Here is a 15,606-nt window from a genome sequence, read left to right as displayed (position 1 = left end):
GAGAACGCTAATGGCTGCCGTACAAGAAACGATCGATCAGGTCCGCCAGATCGACGTCGATCAGTACAAGTATGGTTTTGAAACCATGATCGAAGTCGACAAGGCCCCGAAGGGCTTGTCGGAAGACATCGTCCGTTTCATTTCCGCAAAGAAAAACGAACCGGACTGGATGCTGCAATGGCGTCTTGACGCTTACCAGCGTTGGCTGACGATGGAAGAGCCAGAGTGGGCGCGCGTCCACTATCCGAAGATCGACTTCAACGATATCTATTACTATGCCGCGCCGAAAAGCACTGCTGGCCCGACGTCAATCGACGATGTCGATCCTGAGCTTTTGAAGGTCTACGAAAAGCTGGGCATTCCGCTGCGCGAGCAGGAAATTCTGGCAGGCGTCCAGACCTCGAAAATCGCTGTGGATGCGGTTTTCGATTCGGTCTCGGTCGTCACCACGTTCAAGGCCGAATTGATGAAGGCTGGCGTGATCTTCATGTCGATCTCTGAAGCTGTGCGCGAATATCCTGATCTGGTGAAGAAATATCTCGGCACTGTCGTGCCTGTCACCGACAATTATTATGCAACGCTGAATTCGGCTGTGTTTACCGATGGTTCGTTTGTGTTCATCCCCAAGGGCGTTCGTTGCCCGATGGAATTGTCCACCTATTTCCGCATCAACGAGAAAAACACCGGCCAGTTCGAGCGCACGCTGATCATTGCAGAAGAAGGCGCTTACGTCTCCTATCTGGAAGGCTGCACAGCCCCGCAGCGTGATGAAAATCAGCTGCACGCTGCCGTGGTTGAGCTTGTCGCGCTTGACGATGCCGAAATCAAATATTCCACCGTCCAGAACTGGTATCCGGGCGACAAGAACGGCAAGGGCGGTATCTATAATTTCGTCACCAAGCGTGGCGATTGCCGTGGAGCGCGCTCGAAAATTTCGTGGACGCAGGTCGAAACCGGATCGGCGATCACCTGGAAATATCCATCCTGCATTCTGCGCGGCGATGACAGCCGCGGCGAATTCTACTCGATTGCCGTTTCCAACGGTTATCAGCAGGTCGATAGCGGCACCAAGATGATCCATCTCGGCAAGAATACGTCGAGCCGGATCATCTCCAAGGGGATTTCGGCGGGCTTTTCCAGCAATACCTATCGCGGTCAGGTTTCAGCCCACCGTAAGGCGGAAAATGCCCGTAACTTCACCCAGTGCGACAGCCTGTTGATTGGTGACAAATGCGGGGCGCATACCGTGCCCTATATCGAGGCGAAGAACTCCTCCGCTCAGTTCGAGCATGAGGCGACAACTTCGAAAATCTCGGAAGACCAGCTGTTCTACTGCCTGCAACGCGGCATTCCCCAGGAAGCCGCCATCGCCCTGATCGTCAATGGTTTCGTGCGCGAAGTCATCCAGGAATTGCCGATGGAATTTGCGGTCGAAGCGCAGAAGCTGATCGGGATTTCGCTTGAAGGCAGCGTGGGGTGATGGACAGGGATCTGCTCGGCGCGCATTCGCACTGCATCCGCAATCTTGTGGAGCTTAACGAGAGTGCGAAAGCAGGGTGCTTCTATTGTCTTGAGACATATCCCGCGAGCGATGTCTGGGAATACATTAAGGAACTCACTGAGGACAAAGAACACACAACCGCTATGTGTCCGAAATGCGGAATAGACGCGGTGATTGGTGATAAATCAGGTTATCCCGTTCTTGATCCTCTCTTTTTGAAACGAATGCACGGTCATTGGTTTGCTTCGGCAAAGCCTGTGGATCGAGATTGAGGAACCAAAATGCTTGAAATCAGAAACCTTCACGCCCGGATCGCGGAAGATGGCACGGAGATCATTCGTGGTCTCAACCTGACCGTCAAGGCTGGCGAAGTGGCGGCGATTATGGGACCGAATGGGTCTGGCAAATCGACGCTGTCCTACATTCTTTCGGGCCGCGCGGACTATGAAGTGACCGAGGGCGAGATCCTTTATAACGGCGAGAGCATTCTGGAGCTTGACCCGGCGGAACGCGCTGCCAAGGGCATTTTCCTGGCCTTCCAATACCCCGTCGAGATTCCGGGCGTTGCCACCATGCAGTTTTTGAAAGTGGCAATGAACGAACAGCGCAAGGCGCGCGGCGAAGCGGAACTGACGACGCCGGACTTCATCCGACGGGTCAAGGAAGCGGCTGGCGAATTGAAGATCAACCCCGACATGTTGAAGCGCCCGCTGAATGTCGGCTTTTCCGGTGGTGAGAAGAAGCGTGCGGAAATCCTGCAAATGGCGCTTCTGGCACCTCAACTTTGCATTCTCGATGAAACCGACTCTGGCCTCGATATCGATGCGCTGAAGATTGTCGCCGATGGCGTCAATGCATTGAAGTCGCCGGATCGCGCCACCATCGTCATCACCCATTATCAGCGCCTGCTGGATTACATCGTGCCGGATACAGTCCATGTTCTCTACAAGGGCCAGATCATCAAGACCGGCGATAAGAGCCTGGCGCTTGATCTGGAAGCCAATGGCTATGCTGATATCATCGGCGAAGCGGCCTGATTGGTCGGGAGAGGGAGTGTTGCAATGAACATTCAAGCTGCCAATCGGTCGACAGCGGCCGAGGCTGCGTTGGTCGAAGCCTATACGGCCCAACTCGGCGATTTGCCGGGCGATGGGACGGTATTGGGCGCGCGGGATATCCTGTTTGATGACCTGAAGCGAGCCGGCCTGCCAACGCGTCGCGTTGAAGCCTGGCATTATACGGATCTGAAAACCCTGCTACGGGCCATCCCCGACGCCGCAACGCTAACGCCTTCAAAGGCGGTGGCACCGCTGGTCGAGGCGGCTCGTATTTTTGAACTGCGCCAAGGCCTGAGCCGCGACGTTTCTGCGCCAGATGGCGTGAAGGTCCGTGCCTATAGCGAAAGCCTGCTGGATGGAACGGCGGCGGCGGATCTGGTTGCCTTCTCCAAGGACGATGCGATTGGCCGGATCAATGGCAGTTTCGTGCGTGACGGCTATCGGCTGAGCGTCGAGGACAATGTCGAGGTCGACAGGCTGATCGAGTTGCAAGCCTATCAGGGTGGCGGTCAGAGCCATTCTCGGTTCGTGGCAAGCTTCGGCTCTGGCTCAAAGGCAACGGTGATCGAGCGCCATCGCAATTCCGGCGAAACCGCTGGCTTGATCTCCAGCGTCAGCGACCTGGACTTGGGCGAGGGTGCCGAGGTGACATGGATCATCGTGCAGACCCAGGGTCTTGCCGATACCCATCTGGGCCAGATCAAGGTCGTACTGGGGACCAATGCCAAGCTTAAACTGTTCGTGATCAACGCTGGCGGCAAGCTGGTGCGCCAGGAAATCCATGTCAGAACGGCAGGCGAAGGTTCCGATTTCACCCTGCGCGCTGTCAACCTTCTGGGTGGCGAAAGCCATACGGACGTGACCATGACGCTTGGTCATGACGTGCCGAACACCACCTCGACGGAAGTGATCCGTAATGTAGTGTTCGACCGGGCGCGGGGCGTTTTCCAGGGCCAGATCCGGGTTGCTCCCGACGCCCAGAAGACCGATGCACGCATGGCCTGCAACACGCTGCTGATGTCTGACGATGCCGAATATTCGGTAAAGCCGGAGCTGGAAATCTTTGCCGATGACGTGCAATGCGCCCATGGTGCAACGGTTGCCGATATCGACCACAACCACCTCTATTACCTGATGGCGCGCGGCATCCCGCAAAAAGTGGCCCGTGGGCTGTTGATCAAGGCTTTCGTCGCTGAATTGGTGGAAGAGCTCGAAGATGAGGAACTGGTCGAGGCCCTGGAAGGGGTGATCTCCGACTGGCTGGAGACCCATGGCTGATCTCCCCGTCAATCTCGATCACGCCGTGATCCATGTTTCCGATTGGGAACGGGCGCGCGATTTCTACACGAAAGTGATCGGGGCTGAAGCGGTCGCCACGGCGGCAGGAGGATATGTTTTTCGGCTTGGTGCACAGCAGTTGAATGTTCATGGCCCCGGCGCAATCGGCACGCCGGTGGCCCGCATTCCTGTCGCTCCGGGAAACAGCGATCTTTGCTTCCGCTGGCGTGGAAAGATCAGCGATGCCAAGGCCCATCTCGAGGCCCAAGGGATAGACATCGAACTGGGACCCGTTCGTCGTTTCGGCGCTATGGGCGAGGGAACAAGCCTCTATTTTCGCGATCCGGATGGTTCGCTCATGGAGTTTATCAGCTATGACGCTTAATCTGGCGAAACTTCCATCGACCTATGATGTCGAGGCCGTCCGAAAGGACTTCCCGATCCTGTCGCGGCTGGTGCATGGCGATAAACCGCTGGTCTACCTGGATAACGGTGCGTCTGCGCAAAAACCCCAGGTGGTGATCGATGCCATCAGCCATGCCTATTCCAACGAATATGCCAATGTGCATCGCGGCCTGCATTTTCTGTCCAATGCCGCGACCGATGCTTATGAGGCAGCCCGCGAAAAGGTGCGGCGCTTTCTGAATGCCGGATCGGTGGACGAGGTGATTTTCACCAAGTCTTCAACCGAAGCCATCAATACGGTGGCTTATGGCCATGGCATGAAAGAGATCGGCGAGGGCGATGAAATCCTCCTGACCATTATGGAGCATCACTCCAATATCGTTCCCTGGCATTTCCTGAGGGAACGCAAGGGGGCAAAGCTGGTCTGGGTGCCGGTGGATGATGATGGTGCTTTCCACATCGAGGAATTCGAAAAGCGGCTGACTGACCGTACCAAGCTAATTGCCGTCACCCATATGTCCAATGCGCTCGGAACGGTGGTTCCGGTCAAGGAAATTTGCCGGATCGCCAGGGAGCGCGGCATTCCGGTGCTTGTTGATGGTAGCCAGGCGGCGGTGCATATGCCGGTCGATGTGCAAGACATCGACTGCGACTGGTATGTGATGACCGGCCACAAGCTTTACGGCCCGTCCGGCATCGGCGTGCTCTATGGCAAGATGAACCGGTTGCGCGCCATGCAGCCCTTCATGGGCGGCGGCGAAATGATTGTCGATGTCACCGAGGATATGGTGACGTACAATGATCCGCCGCATCGGTTTGAGGCAGGAACGCCGCCGATTGTTCAGGCCATTGGGCTTGGCCATGCGCTGGATTATATCGAGGGTCTTGGCCGCGAGGCGATTGCCGCGCATGAAGCCGATTTGACGGCCTATGCCCATGAGCGGCTGACGGCGATCAATTCGCTGCGGATTTTCGGCAATGCGCCGGGCAAGGGCGCGATTTTTTCCTTCGAGCTCAAGGGTATCCACGCCCATGACGTATCGATGCTGATCGACCGGCGCGGCGTGGCGGTTCGGGCTGGCACGCATTGCGCCCAGCCATTGCTGTCGCGTTTCGGTGTTACCTCTACCTGCCGGGCCTCTTTTGGCCTATATAATACCCGTGAAGAAATCGATGCGCTGGTGGAAGCGCTTGACTATGCCAAGACCTTCTTCGGCTGAGGATTGAAACCATGAGCGTCAGCGATATGAATACCAGTAAAAATGACGAGAAGCCGGATGCGCGCGAAGGCATCGTTCATTCCAGCATCCCGCCGGAGGAAGTCGCCCGGCTGTCGGACGACATCATTTCGGCGCTGAAAACCGTCTATGACCCGGAAATTCCGGCGGATATTTTCGAGCTTGGCCTGATCTACAAGGTCGATATCGAAGACGACCGTATGGTGAAGATCATGATGACGCTGACAGCGCCCGGCTGCCCGGTGGCTGGCGAAATGCCAGGCTGGGTGGAAAATGCGGTTGGCTCGGTGGAGGGTGTTTCCGGCGTGCAGGTGGAAATGACCTTCGATCCACCATGGACACCGGACCGGATGTCTGAAGAGGCGCAGGTCTCCATCGGCTGGTATTGAGTAAGGGCGCCTTGCTGAAAGGCGACCCGCCTATTACATTGCCAACATGCCGGTTTTGTCCGGCACTGTTCCGGTTAAAAAACCGAACCCACTTTTAAAAAACACCGGGCCTTGAACCCGGCTGTGAAAAGGAGAAAGCCTATGGGCTTTGCGGTGATGACCATGACCGATGCGGCAACAGCCCGCGTCAAGGAAATTGTCGAGAATTCTGGTCCCGATGCCAAGGGCATTCGTGTCGGCATCAAGAAGGGTGGCTGTGCAGGGATGGAATATACCATCGACCTGGTGACGGAGCCGAACCCTAAAGATGATCTGATTGCCCGCGACGGCGCCTCCGTCTGGCTGGAGCCAGCTGCTGTGCTCTATCTGCTGGGTACGGAAATTGATTTTGAGACCACGACGCTTCGCTCCGGCTTCACCTTCCGCAATCCGAACCAGACCTCTGCCTGCGGCTGCGGCGAGTCGGTGGAGTTGAAGGCAGCGGACCTCGCCGAACTGGCAAAACAGCGACAAGCAGTCCACGTCTGATAAGAGCCTATTTCTGCCATAAAATAATGTCAAAAAAAGAAACGCCTCGCTTTCAGATGAAAGGCGAGGCGTTTCTCATAGATCCGGGTAGAATTCAATTATTTAAACAGGGATCGCAAATCATCTTGCTCACGACGTAGCGCAGAGATCGTCGAAACGACAGAGTAGACAAACATCGCGCTGATAGCAGCCGAGAGCACGCCGAGAATCAAGAACATCTTGTTTTCCTTTGTGTCTGATCATCACTTATCCAGCCTCAACGAAAATCCTGCGCCAAGGTTCCAATCAGCGGCTGGCGCTGTGGTAAGGCTGCGAAATCGACGTACGGAAATTGGAAGGGGCGCGGTCTTCGTTCATGTGAAAACCAATGCTCGTTGCCAGCATAGCGCCGATCATGGCAGTCCAAACCAGATTAATCATCGTCACTTTATCAAGCATGGGTTTCGTCCTTCGTTTTGACGGGGTCAGTTGCAGCAACAATGGCTGCAACCGCGTCTTGTTCCTGTGAGCAGTGCACTCTTTTTACAAAAGCCGTGCTGAAGCTGCCCTTAACACTCCGTTCATCTGGCGTTCATCTGAGCGGCCAGAAATGCGAAGCAGTCGTCTTCATGTTCATCAAACCAAGCAACCAATGCTTCAAGAACAAATGCGCTAGCAATTGCGATACTCAAAACAACTACAAGCATTGTTTGCTCTCTTGGTCTTGTCGTTGAACATGATCCCTGTATAAACACCCGGCCTTGAAGCGGGCCTGAATGTGCCGTTCATCAGGCATTCATGGGGCAGGCAGGGGATGGTCTGGCCACAAATATGAACGGAATGACCGTGAAAACCGGGGCCGTAGGCGCTTGCGGTTCCAGTCTGTCCGTGACAAAAGGCGGGCATAAAAAGATGAGGGCGGACCGATGACAATTGCCTTTTATCCGGGCTCTTTCGACCCGATGACCAATGGCCACCTGGATGTCCTGGTTCAGGCGCTGAATGTCGTTCCCAAGGTTGTCGTCGGAATCGGCATTCATCCTGGTAAAGTGCCGATGTTCAGCTTCGAGGAGCGCGCAGAACTGATTGCGACCAGCCTAGGAGAGGCCGTGCCTGAGCGGGCAGGGGATGTTTCGGTTATTGCCTTCGATGGTCTGGCCGTCGATGCCGCCCGACAGCATGGCGCGACACTTCTGGTTCGCGGCCTGCGTGATGGCTCGGATCTCGACTACGAAATGCAGCTTGCGGGCATGAACCGGCAGATGGCACCAGATCTACAAACGGTCTTCCTGCCAGCCGGCACGGCTTCGCGGCCTATAACGGCCACATTGGTCCGGCAAATCGCCACCATGGGCGGTGATGTCAGCGCCTTTGTCCCCCCGCAGGTGTCGCGGGCATTGAAATCTCGGCTCAAAACCTGAGCCGATCCGAGAAATTACGGAGCCTTCATGAAACTCATGTCTCTTGCTTTCGCGGGCCTGCTCGCGCTTTCCTCCCTTGCCACCAACGCCATGGCCCAGGCCGCCTCTGGTGATAACACCATGACCATCCAGCTGAAGGACGGCCCCGTCGTCGTACAACTGATGCCGGAGGTCGCACCAAAGCATGTCGCGCAGATCAAGACGCTGGTGAGCCAGGGTCAATATGACAATGTCGCCTTTCACCGCGTCATCGAGGGCTTCATGGCCCAGACCGGCGACGTGCAATATGGCAATATGAAATCCGGCTTCGACAAGAGCCGCGCAGGCACCGGCGCTTCCAAGCTGCCGAATATTCCCGCTGAGTTTTCCAAGACACCTTTTGTTCGTGGCACAGTCGGCATGGCCCGTTCCCAGGATCCGAATTCTGCCAATTCGCAATTTTTCATCATGTTCGGTGACGGCAGCTTCCTGAACGGCCAATATACCGCAGTTGGCAAGGTTGTCTCCGGCATGGAATTTGTCGATAAGATCAAGCGCGGCCAGGGCGGCAATGGTGAGGTCAGTGACCCCGACCGGATGATCAAAGTCACCCTCGGAAAGAAGTAATTTACCACCACACATCGCCCCTCTTGCCAGCCTGTCCGGGCAAGGCGAGGAGGGCATGACCATTAAAAGTCCGAGAAAATCGGAATACCAAGGAGAAAAACATGGCCGAGATCAAAGATCCGGAAAATACCGTCATCCTGGAAACCACCAAGGGCAAGGTCGTTATCAGCCTTTTCCCTGATCTGGCCCCCGGCCATGTCGCACGCATCAAGGAATTGGCCCGCGAAGGCGCCTATGATGGCGTCGTCTTCCACCGCGTCATTCCCGATTTCATGGCCCAGACTGGCGACGTGAAATTCGGCAAGAAGGGTGGCGAAAGCTTCAACCCTGGCCGCGCTGGCATGGGCGGCTCCGACAAGCCGGACCTGAAGGCTGAATTTTCGGCCACGCCACATGTGCGCGGCACCTGCTCCATGGCCCGTTCGCAGAGCCCGAACTCTGCCAATTCGCAGTTCTTCATCTGCTTTACCGATGCGCCTTGGCTGAACAAGCAATATTCCGTTTGGGGCCAGGTCATCGAAGGCATGGATGTCATCGACGCCGTCAAGAAGGGCGAACCGGTCACCGATCCGGATTCGATCATCTCGATGAAAGTCGCCGCCGACGCCTGATTTCGGCTTTTCTGTCAGCCCGCTCCGGTGCTTCGGCGCCGGGGCGGGTTTTCGCGTTTCCAAACCCTGTTGCGGTATCATGCGTGTAGACCTGTTCGATTTCGACCTTCCTGACGAAAATATCGCGCTGCGCCCGGCCAATCCGCGCGATCAGGCGCGTTTTTTGGTCGTTCGCCCGGCTGGGGTGCCAATGCTGGAAGATCACCAGGTTTTCGAATTACCGTCCTTCCTGAGGGCAGGAGATGCGCTTGTCTTCAACGACACCAAGGTCATTCCGGCCCAGCTGGAAGGTGTTCGCATCCGGGAAGGGGCCGAGCGCACGCCGGTGTCCTGCACGCTGCATATGCGCGTTGCCGCCAATCGCTGGAAAGCCTTTGCAAGGCCGGGCAAACGGATCAAGCAAGGCGACGTGATCGACTTCGACGGCCTCTCGGCAAACGTCGCGGAAAAAGGTGAGGCGGGCGAAATCGATCTTGAATTTGCCGCCTCCGGTCCTGATCTCGACCGGGCGATTGCCAATGTCGGCCATATCCCGCTGCCGCCCTATATTGCCGCGAAACGCCCGGAAGACGGCCAGGATCGCACCGATTATCAGACCATCTATGCGCGGGAAGAGGGGGCGGTTGCCGCACCAACCGCCGGTCTGCACTTCACGCCTGCCCTGTTCGAGGCGCTGGATAAAGCCGGGATCGAGCGCCATTTCGTAACGCTGCATGTCGGCGCGGGCACCTTCCTGCCGGTCAAGGCCGACGATACCGACTACCACAAGATGCATCAGGAAATCGGCCATGTCTCGGCTGAGACGGCGGAGGCCCTGAACGCGGTCAAGGCGCGGGGCGGGCGGATCGTCAGTGTCGGCACCACGTCGCTGCGACTGCTGGAAAGCGCTGCCAGCGAGGATGGCCGTCTCCTGCCCTGGTCGGACGCGACGGGCATTTTCATCACGCCGGGCTATCGCTTCAAGGCGGTGGATGTGCTGATGACCAATTTTCACCTGCCGAAATCCACGCTGTTCATGCTGGTTTCGGCGTTTGCCGGACTTGAAACCATGCGGGCTGCCTATGCCCATGCGATCGAGACCGGCTACCGTTTCTATTCCTACGGCGATTCCAGCCTGCTCTTCCGGAAAGACAAATAACAATGAGCGAGCAGTTCACGTTTACCCTGAAAGCCACCAGCGGCAAGGCGCGGCTTGGCGAAATCACCATGCCGCGCGGCACGATCCGCACCCCGGCCTTTATGCCGGTCGGTACGGTCGGCACGGTCAAGGCCATGTATCTCGATCAGGTGCGGGAAGGGGGCGCCGATATCATTCTGGGCAATACCTACCACCTGATGCTGCGCCCCGGCGCCGAGCGTGTTGCCAGACTGGGCGGTTTGCACGAGCTGATCCGCTGGCCGCAGCCGATTCTGACCGACAGCGGCGGGTTTCAGGTCATGTCGCTCTCCGGTCTTCGCAAATTGGATGAGCAGGGCGTTACCTTCAAGAGCCATATCGACGGTTCGCTGCATCACATGTCGCCGGAGCGGTCCATCGAAATCCAGGGGCTGCTGGACAGCGACATCCAGATGCAGCTGGACGAATGCGTCGCCTTGCCCGCTGAGCCGCGTGAAATCGAGCGCGCCATGGAAATGTCGTTGCGCTGGGCGGAGCGCTGCCGTGTCGCCTTTGGCGAACAGCCCGGGAAGGCGATGTTCGGTATCGTGCAGGGCGGCGATCAACCAGGCTTGCGCATTCGCTCCGCCGAAGGGCTGAAGCAATTGGACCTGAAAGGCTATGCCGTCGGCGGGTTGGCGGTCGGAGAGCCGCAGGAGGTGATGCTCAGCATGCTGGACATCACCCTACCGGTGCTGCCAACAGAAAAACCGCGCTACCTGATGGGCGTCGGAACGCCGGACGATATGTTAAAATCCGTTGCGCGTGGCATCGATATGTTTGATTGCGTCATGCCGACCCGCTCCGGCCGTCATGGCCTCGCCTTCACCCGGCGCGGTAAGGTCAATATCCGCAATGCTCGCCACGCGGAGGATAAACGCCCCCTGGACGAACAATCGTCCTGCCCGGCGGCACGAGATTACTCGCGTGCCTATCTGCACCATCTGGTGCGTTCCAACGAAGCGCTGGGCGGCATGCTGTTATCCTGGAACAACCTATCCTATTATCAGGAACTGATGCAGGGCATCCGCCAGTCAATCGCCGAAGGCAGGTTTGAAGACTTCATGGCCGAAACCATGGAATGCTGGGCGCGGGGTGATATCGAGGCGGCGTAAAGGTTTGATCTGATCAGTGCTCTGCCATGTTAGACTGTGGGCCAGACACAGAAACAGCAGACAGATGAACGGATGAGATCGCGGTCTGCGATGCCCGAAAGGCCAGGGCCTCGATCAGGGACTGCTGGATGGCATCGCGCAATTGATGCGATGTTTTCACCGTCTGCTTCTTGTCGAGCCACTGCGCCGCGTTGACAAGGTTTGCGCCTTCCTGAACCATGATCCTGTGCGCGCGCTCCAGCGCCCAGGATTCCCAATCATTGTTGAGCCAATCATTGCTGAGAAAGTGTTCAATAGACATATCATTTGCCCCCGGAAACATGTCCGTCATCAATGCGATTCATTCGCCAAAACAGAATAACAAACCTTATGATTCGCTAAAAAATAAAAGCGCGTTAAGTCCGATTTTTTCGTGAGATACCTGAAATTTACAGGGAGTATTTTTGAGTTATCAAGTCTAAGTTGGGCATTTGACACAGTTGTCTTATTTAAAGTTGCTGGCAGACGGACAAGAGTAATAGCTGGCGTGGTTTAATTGTGAATTTCGAGAGCCCTTTTGGTTTCGTCCTCACGGATGGTGGGTGAAGCAAATGGGCAAAAATGACATGAGAACGAACAGCAGATCGAGCTGGAGAGCATATGCGGATTTTTGTCGGATCGGATTTTCACGCAGACCATCAAGAGAACATGGACTGGCTCCGGCAGATCTCGACGCACAACTACCGGCAGGACCTGCTGATCGTTGCCGGCGACGTGGCAAACGGCATGGCGCTGTTTCAGACGGTCATGGAGCTCCTGGCCCAGCGATTTTTCAAGGTTCTATATGTGCCGGGCAATCATGATCTATGGGTTGATGCCGAAGGGCAGGGCTCATCCTTCGACAAGTTCCAGCGGCTGAAAGCCGCCTGCGCCGATCTGGATATCGGCATGGCACCACTGGCACTCGGCAACACGCTGATCGTCCCGCTGCTGGGCTGGTACGATTACTCTTTCGGTCCGCCCGGCTCCATCCTCAAACAGGCCTGGATGGATTACCGGCGCTGTGATTGGGAAGGCGGTTCCGATGATGAGGTCAGCCGGTATTTTGACAGTGGCAATGCGGAACCAGATACATCAGGATTTTCATCGATCCTGTCTTTCTCGCATTTCCTGCCACGCATCGACCTGATGCCGGAGCGTATGCCGGAAAAATACCGATTCCTTTATCCAGTGCTTGGCTCCAGCCGGTTGGAAGACAGGATCGCGGCTCTCGGCTCGCACCTGCATATCTACGGCCACAGCCATCTCAACCGCCGTATCATCAAGGACGGACGTACCTATATCAACAACGCCTTCGGCTATCCTTCGGAGCGCAACATTGCTGCACGGATGCTGATGCATGTGGGTGATGTCTAGAGGACGTTTGTGCTGTTCGCACAGAGCGCGGATCTCCCGGTCGCTCACGTCCAGCACAATGGCTTCCGGAGGGCGAAGGTCAATTTAAGGAGGAAAACTCGTGGACGTTAATCTCAAAGAGGCCAACTGGCTCAATCAACCGGCAGTGTGGCAGGCCACAAAAACGGGCCTTACTCTAACGACGGATGCGAACACTGATTTCTGGCGTAAGACCCATTACGGATTTACGCGCGACAGCGGGCATTTCCTCGGTATTTCCGTTGATGATGGTTTCACGGCGTGTGTCCGCGTCCAGGGGGAGTTCCGGTCACTCTATGACCAAGCTGGCCTTATGGTGCGCATTGACGAAAGTCGTTGGGTCAAGACAGGTGTGGAATTCACCGATGGAGAACGCTTCCTGAGTACGGTCATCACTGATGGGAAATCTGACTGGTCAGTATCCCAGCCTTTCAAAGAGCTCGAAGATTTCTATATTCGGGTGACACTGAAGGAAGGCGCGATGCGCATTCAGGCATCGTCAGATGGCAGTGTGTGGCCGCTACTGCGTCTTGCTCCGTTTCCAGAGGCTTCTCGTTATCTCGTCGGCTTGACTGCGTGTACGCCGGAACGAGGTGGACTGGATGTTCGGTTCTCAGAGTTCACAATAGGCGCGGCGATAACGACCGATCTTCATGACCTTACAGCGTAGCAGTGCAGCCAAGCGTTCCACGTTACCGATCGGAACCGTTTTTAGACCTTAGTTGCATTTGAAAAGAGATCCCACCCTTGTGAGTTCACGCCGAAGTGCGACCTGCGTGGCTTTCAAGCTACCTGGCATGTCGCATCTGCGCGAGCAGTTTCTTGCGGAAGACCTCAGCCGGCGTTCGGTAGCCGAGGCATTTACGCGGTGTCTGATTGAGTTGATTGCAGATCTCAATCAGATCGGTGTCGGCTACGGACAAGGGATCGACGTCTCTCGAAAGCCATTTTCGCGCTCGCCGGTTGGTATTTTCGACCGTTCCTTTTTGCCAGGGCGATTGTGGGTCACAAAACCATGTTTGCGTGCCTATGCCTGCCTGAAGGTACGGCCAGTCAGTGAATTCGGTGCCTCGGTCAAATGTCATCGATCGGCGGGCGAGGTGAGGGAGGCTCTTCAGCGCCTGGATGATGCCATCCATGACCGGGCGGGACTGGCGATCATTGTTACGTAGCAAGATCGTAAAGCGGCTCACCCGCTCAACAAGCGATGTCACGTTGGCCTTGCCGAACTTCTTCCGGAACTGAATCAGATCGCATTCCCAATGTCCGAACTGCTTGCGTTCAGCAACGACATTCGGACGATGCAGAATGTTGAGTTCCGGGCCAAACCTTTGACCATGCTTACGTCTTGCATGTCGTGGTCGTCGCTTAGCTCGATGCTCCGGCAGGTGACGCCACAGCTTGATGGCATGACCGTCGGCCGAGTATGCGAACTTGTAAATTGTCTCGTGACTGACAAAGATCGGATGCTGTTCCAGCCGCATGCGACCGGCGATCTGCTGGGGCGACCAACCATGCATGATCCGGTCGATCACAGACTGCCTCACATTCGCAAAGCGCGCCAGCTTCCGCAGCTTGGCCCGCCGTTCGCAAGCCATGTCATGCGCCGTGACGCAGTAATAGCCATTGAGGTCCGGGACCACCTCATCGATAAACGTATTCCGCTTGATTTCACGAAAGATCGTCGAGCGATGGCGACCGAGTGTCTCGGCGATCATCTCAATACTCTGGCCCGCCATACGCCAGCGAGCGATCTTACGGCGTTCGTCCAAGTCGATATGGGAGTAGGTGCGTTTCATTGCAGCTTCCTTGCAAACGATAAACCTTTGTTATCTATTGCAAGTCGCACTTCATCCTTGAACCCACCCCCTCTACATACAAGAGTTAGATAAGATAGATTATGGAACTAATTGCTATCCAAAGAGTGAGATTTACCCGAACCGGGCAACTCGTGTGGCGGCAAGATCAGCCAGCACCGACAATGCCAAGGACTGGGCATCTCGAGCTCTATTGAAGATGCCGATGGGTGATTTGATGCGGGCTAAGTCGGTTTCACTGTATCCGAGGTCTCGCAGCCGTTCCATCCGCCGTGCATGGGTTCTGGCGCTGCCGAGCGCGCCGAGATAGAAAGGCTCAGCGCCAAGTGCTGCCTGAAGAACCGGTATTTCCAAATCGATATCGTGGTGCAGAAGCGCCACTGCCGTATCTGCATCAATCCGGCTGACATCCGGCTCAAGGTTGGCGTTATCGTGACGATAAACTTCATAGCCCGCAGCCTCGGCGATCCTGGCTGTCGTATCGACTTCGATAGATCGGCCAGACAGAAAAACCCGCGCCTTTGGGCGGTAGACCGTGACGAAATTTTCGCATTGCCAACCGGCGCGTTGCGGCGCTTCGACTGCTGTTAAGGCCTGTTTCGACGGTTCGTAGCGCAGACCAGCTGGAGACCTGTTTTCAAGGCCATCAAGCACGGTGCGGATCGGCGCGCTGTGGCGAAGAACGTGGATAGCGATGGTGATGCCGCCGCCACAGGGCAGCACGATATCGAAAAACGGCGATCCTTCGCCAAACAATACGTGGCGATCCGCACCTTCGCCAATAGCATCCACCGCTTCACTGGCCACCGCTGCCTCGACGCAGCCACCGGAGACGAAACCGCAATAACGGCCATCGTCGCGGATCGCCATATGCGCGCCGAGTGCACGCGCGGATCCACCCCGGATCTCTATAAGAGTGGCGAGTGCGACGCCTGCCCCGCCGTCGAGACAGTCCATCGCGAACCGTAATATATCCGCGGCACTATCGGTCGAAAATGCCCTTTCAGGTACCAAGGTCCTGAAGGCTGTTTGGGATGTATTGTTCATTCAGGCACCACTTTCTTTCCCTTCGCCATACCGTCGGCGCAGGT

General features: G+C 56.3%; 20 protein-coding genes. 15 read left to right on the top strand and 5 right to left on the bottom strand.

All coding sequences use genetic code 11. The features are described 5' to 3' along the window. The first annotated feature begins 10 nt into the window (after nt 1-10). The 8 genes from sufB (at nt 11) to sufA (ending at nt 6,397) form a co-directional block, all read left to right on the top strand. On the top strand, nt 11-1,480 hold the full coding sequence (sufB, locus tag IEI95_RS17255; protein ID WP_194416823.1) for a Fe-S cluster assembly protein SufB: 1,470 nt from the start codon (nt 11-13) through the stop codon (nt 1,478-1,480). After that, the gene (locus IEI95_RS17250; protein WP_194416822.1) at nt 1,480-1,773 is read left to right on the top strand and encodes a cytoplasmic protein; all 294 of its coding nucleotides are present in this window, start codon (nt 1,480-1,482) and stop codon (nt 1,771-1,773) included. The genes sufB and IEI95_RS17250 overlap by 1 nt, the downstream gene beginning before the upstream one ends. A 9-nt stretch (nt 1,774-1,782) precedes the next feature. After that, a complete protein-coding gene (sufC, locus tag IEI95_RS17245) occupies nt 1,783-2,538 on the top strand; it encodes a Fe-S cluster assembly ATPase SufC (protein ID WP_156536479.1) in 756 nt (251 codons plus the stop codon). Nucleotides 2,539-2,562: 24 nt separating this feature from the next. Next, a complete protein-coding gene (sufD, locus tag IEI95_RS17240; protein WP_194416821.1) occupies nt 2,563-3,837 on the top strand; it encodes a Fe-S cluster assembly protein SufD in 1,275 nt (424 codons plus the stop codon). Beyond that, on the top strand, nt 3,830-4,222 hold the full coding sequence (locus IEI95_RS17235) for a VOC family protein (protein WP_194416820.1): 393 nt from the start codon (nt 3,830-3,832) through the stop codon (nt 4,220-4,222). The genes sufD and IEI95_RS17235 overlap by 8 nt, the downstream gene beginning before the upstream one ends. Continuing rightward, on the top strand, nt 4,212-5,462 hold the full coding sequence (locus IEI95_RS17230; protein WP_156536476.1) for a cysteine desulfurase: 1,251 nt from the start codon (nt 4,212-4,214) through the stop codon (nt 5,460-5,462). Before IEI95_RS17235 ends, IEI95_RS17230 begins: the two co-directional genes overlap by 11 nt. A gap of 26 nt (nt 5,463-5,488) precedes the next feature. Continuing rightward, nucleotides 5,489-5,869 carry an SUF system Fe-S cluster assembly protein gene (locus tag IEI95_RS17225; RefSeq protein ID WP_015916164.1) on the top strand — a complete coding sequence of 127 codons (381 nt, stop codon included), beginning with the start codon at nt 5,489-5,491 and terminating at the stop codon, nt 5,867-5,869. 141 nt (nt 5,870-6,010) lie between these two features. Next, nucleotides 6,011-6,397 (top strand): Fe-S cluster assembly scaffold SufA, encoded by a 387-nt coding sequence (sufA, locus tag IEI95_RS17220; RefSeq protein WP_194416819.1) that lies wholly within the window; start codon nt 6,011-6,013, stop codon nt 6,395-6,397. Nucleotides 6,398-6,682: 285 nt separating this feature from the next. Here sufA and IEI95_RS17215 read toward each other — a convergent pair whose 3' ends face one another. Both IEI95_RS17215 and IEI95_RS29630 read right to left on the bottom strand, forming a co-directional pair. Continuing rightward, on the bottom strand, nt 6,683-6,835 hold the full coding sequence (locus tag IEI95_RS17215; RefSeq protein ID WP_156536474.1) for a hypothetical protein: 153 nt from the start codon (nt 6,833-6,835) through the stop codon (nt 6,683-6,685). Between the two features lie 122 nt (nt 6,836-6,957). Next, nucleotides 6,958-7,083 (bottom strand): hypothetical protein, encoded by a 126-nt coding sequence (locus IEI95_RS29630; protein WP_267889559.1) that lies wholly within the window; start codon nt 7,081-7,083, stop codon nt 6,958-6,960. A 219-nt stretch (nt 7,084-7,302) separates the two neighbouring features. Between IEI95_RS29630 and coaD the strand changes: the two genes are divergently transcribed. The 5 genes from coaD to tgt all read left to right on the top strand — a co-directional run bounded on the left by coaD (nt 7,303) and on the right by tgt (nt 11,285). Further along, the gene (coaD, locus tag IEI95_RS17210; protein WP_087728323.1) at nt 7,303-7,797 is read left to right on the top strand and encodes a pantetheine-phosphate adenylyltransferase; all 495 of its coding nucleotides are present in this window, start codon (nt 7,303-7,305) and stop codon (nt 7,795-7,797) included. Nucleotides 7,798-7,824: 27 nt separating this feature from the next. Continuing rightward, nucleotides 7,825-8,403 carry a peptidylprolyl isomerase gene (locus IEI95_RS17205; RefSeq protein ID WP_015916167.1) on the top strand — a complete coding sequence of 193 codons (579 nt, stop codon included), beginning with the start codon at nt 7,825-7,827 and terminating at the stop codon, nt 8,401-8,403. Between the two features lie 101 nt (nt 8,404-8,504). Then, the gene (locus IEI95_RS17200; RefSeq protein WP_041696653.1) at nt 8,505-9,014 is read left to right on the top strand and encodes a peptidylprolyl isomerase; all 510 of its coding nucleotides are present in this window, start codon (nt 8,505-8,507) and stop codon (nt 9,012-9,014) included. 79 nt (nt 9,015-9,093) lie between these two features. Beyond that, a complete protein-coding gene (queA, locus tag IEI95_RS17195) occupies nt 9,094-10,152 on the top strand; it encodes a tRNA preQ1(34) S-adenosylmethionine ribosyltransferase-isomerase QueA (RefSeq protein ID WP_194416818.1) in 1,059 nt (352 codons plus the stop codon). 2 nt (nt 10,153-10,154) lie between these two features. Continuing rightward, nucleotides 10,155-11,285 carry a tRNA guanosine(34) transglycosylase Tgt gene (gene tgt / locus IEI95_RS17190; protein WP_070164716.1) on the top strand — a complete coding sequence of 377 codons (1,131 nt, stop codon included), beginning with the start codon at nt 10,155-10,157 and terminating at the stop codon, nt 11,283-11,285. Between the two features lie 13 nt (nt 11,286-11,298). Here the strand turns inward: tgt and IEI95_RS17185 are convergent, their stop codons facing one another. Then, nucleotides 11,299-11,586, bottom strand: coding sequence for a hypothetical protein (locus tag IEI95_RS17185; protein ID WP_234891182.1), 288 nt, complete (start codon nt 11,584-11,586; stop codon nt 11,299-11,301). Between the two features lie 338 nt (nt 11,587-11,924). Here IEI95_RS17185 and IEI95_RS17180 point away from each other — a divergent pair, with 338 nt between their 5' ends. Both IEI95_RS17180 and IEI95_RS17175 read left to right on the top strand, forming a co-directional pair. After that, on the top strand, nt 11,925-12,680 hold the full coding sequence (locus IEI95_RS17180) for a metallophosphoesterase (RefSeq protein WP_156536471.1): 756 nt from the start codon (nt 11,925-11,927) through the stop codon (nt 12,678-12,680). A 100-nt stretch (nt 12,681-12,780) separates the two neighbouring features. Then, the gene (locus IEI95_RS17175) at nt 12,781-13,368 is read left to right on the top strand and encodes a DUF1349 domain-containing protein (RefSeq protein ID WP_180605777.1); all 588 of its coding nucleotides are present in this window, start codon (nt 12,781-12,783) and stop codon (nt 13,366-13,368) included. A 118-nt stretch (nt 13,369-13,486) separates the two neighbouring features. Here the strand turns inward: IEI95_RS17175 and IEI95_RS17170 are convergent, their stop codons facing one another. After that, nucleotides 13,487-14,497 (bottom strand): IS30 family transposase, encoded by a 1,011-nt coding sequence (locus IEI95_RS17170; RefSeq protein ID WP_194416817.1) that lies wholly within the window; start codon nt 14,495-14,497, stop codon nt 13,487-13,489. A gap of 132 nt (nt 14,498-14,629) precedes the next feature. Continuing rightward, nucleotides 14,630-15,562 carry an XdhC family protein gene (locus IEI95_RS17165; protein ID WP_156536168.1) on the bottom strand — a complete coding sequence of 311 codons (933 nt, stop codon included), beginning with the start codon at nt 15,560-15,562 and terminating at the stop codon, nt 14,630-14,632. Between the last annotated feature and the right edge of the window lie 44 nt (nt 15,563-15,606).

This window comes from Agrobacterium vitis (assembly GCF_014926405.1).
GTDB classification, from domain to species: domain Bacteria; phylum Pseudomonadota; class Alphaproteobacteria; order Rhizobiales; family Rhizobiaceae; genus Allorhizobium; species Allorhizobium vitis_H.
Note: the sequence above shows the minus strand (reverse complement) of the source record. Positions and strands in the feature narration are given on the sequence as shown.

What these genes read in the sequence shown, in the direction of transcription:
- sufB (WP_194416823.1), top strand. Translation starts at nt 11, where the DNA reads ATGGCTGCCGTACAAGAAACGATCGATCAGGTCCGCCAGATCGACGTC.
- IEI95_RS17250 (WP_194416822.1), top strand. Translation starts at nt 1,480, where the DNA reads ATGGACAGGGATCTGCTCGGCGCGCATTCGCACTGCATCCGCAATCTT.
- sufC (WP_156536479.1), top strand. Translation starts at nt 1,783, where the DNA reads ATGCTTGAAATCAGAAACCTTCACGCCCGGATCGCGGAAGATGGCACG.
- sufD (WP_194416821.1), top strand. Translation starts at nt 2,563, where the DNA reads ATGAACATTCAAGCTGCCAATCGGTCGACAGCGGCCGAGGCTGCGTTG.
- IEI95_RS17235 (WP_194416820.1), top strand. Translation starts at nt 3,830, where the DNA reads ATGGCTGATCTCCCCGTCAATCTCGATCACGCCGTGATCCATGTTTCC.
- IEI95_RS17230 (WP_156536476.1), top strand. Translation starts at nt 4,212, where the DNA reads ATGACGCTTAATCTGGCGAAACTTCCATCGACCTATGATGTCGAGGCC.
- IEI95_RS17225 (WP_015916164.1), top strand. Translation starts at nt 5,489, where the DNA reads ATGAATACCAGTAAAAATGACGAGAAGCCGGATGCGCGCGAAGGCATC.
- sufA (WP_194416819.1), top strand. Translation starts at nt 6,011, where the DNA reads ATGGGCTTTGCGGTGATGACCATGACCGATGCGGCAACAGCCCGCGTC.
- IEI95_RS17215 (WP_156536474.1), bottom strand. Translation starts at nt 6,835, where the DNA reads ATGCTTGATAAAGTGACGATGATTAATCTGGTTTGGACTGCCATGATC.
- IEI95_RS29630 (WP_267889559.1), bottom strand. Translation starts at nt 7,083, where the DNA reads ATGCTTGTAGTTGTTTTGAGTATCGCAATTGCTAGCGCATTTGTTCTT.
- coaD (WP_087728323.1), top strand. Translation starts at nt 7,303, where the DNA reads ATGACAATTGCCTTTTATCCGGGCTCTTTCGACCCGATGACCAATGGC.
- IEI95_RS17205 (WP_015916167.1), top strand. Translation starts at nt 7,825, where the DNA reads ATGAAACTCATGTCTCTTGCTTTCGCGGGCCTGCTCGCGCTTTCCTCC.
- IEI95_RS17200 (WP_041696653.1), top strand. Translation starts at nt 8,505, where the DNA reads ATGGCCGAGATCAAAGATCCGGAAAATACCGTCATCCTGGAAACCACC.
- queA (WP_194416818.1), top strand. Translation starts at nt 9,094, where the DNA reads ATGCGTGTAGACCTGTTCGATTTCGACCTTCCTGACGAAAATATCGCG.
- tgt (WP_070164716.1), top strand. Translation starts at nt 10,155, where the DNA reads ATGAGCGAGCAGTTCACGTTTACCCTGAAAGCCACCAGCGGCAAGGCG.
- IEI95_RS17185 (WP_234891182.1), bottom strand. Translation starts at nt 11,586, where the DNA reads ATGTCTATTGAACACTTTCTCAGCAATGATTGGCTCAACAATGATTGG.
- IEI95_RS17180 (WP_156536471.1), top strand. Translation starts at nt 11,925, where the DNA reads ATGCGGATTTTTGTCGGATCGGATTTTCACGCAGACCATCAAGAGAAC.
- IEI95_RS17170 (WP_194416817.1), bottom strand. Translation starts at nt 14,497, where the DNA reads ATGAAACGCACCTACTCCCATATCGACTTGGACGAACGCCGTAAGATC.
- IEI95_RS17165 (WP_156536168.1), bottom strand. Translation starts at nt 15,562, where the DNA reads ATGAACAATACATCCCAAACAGCCTTCAGGACCTTGGTACCTGAAAGG.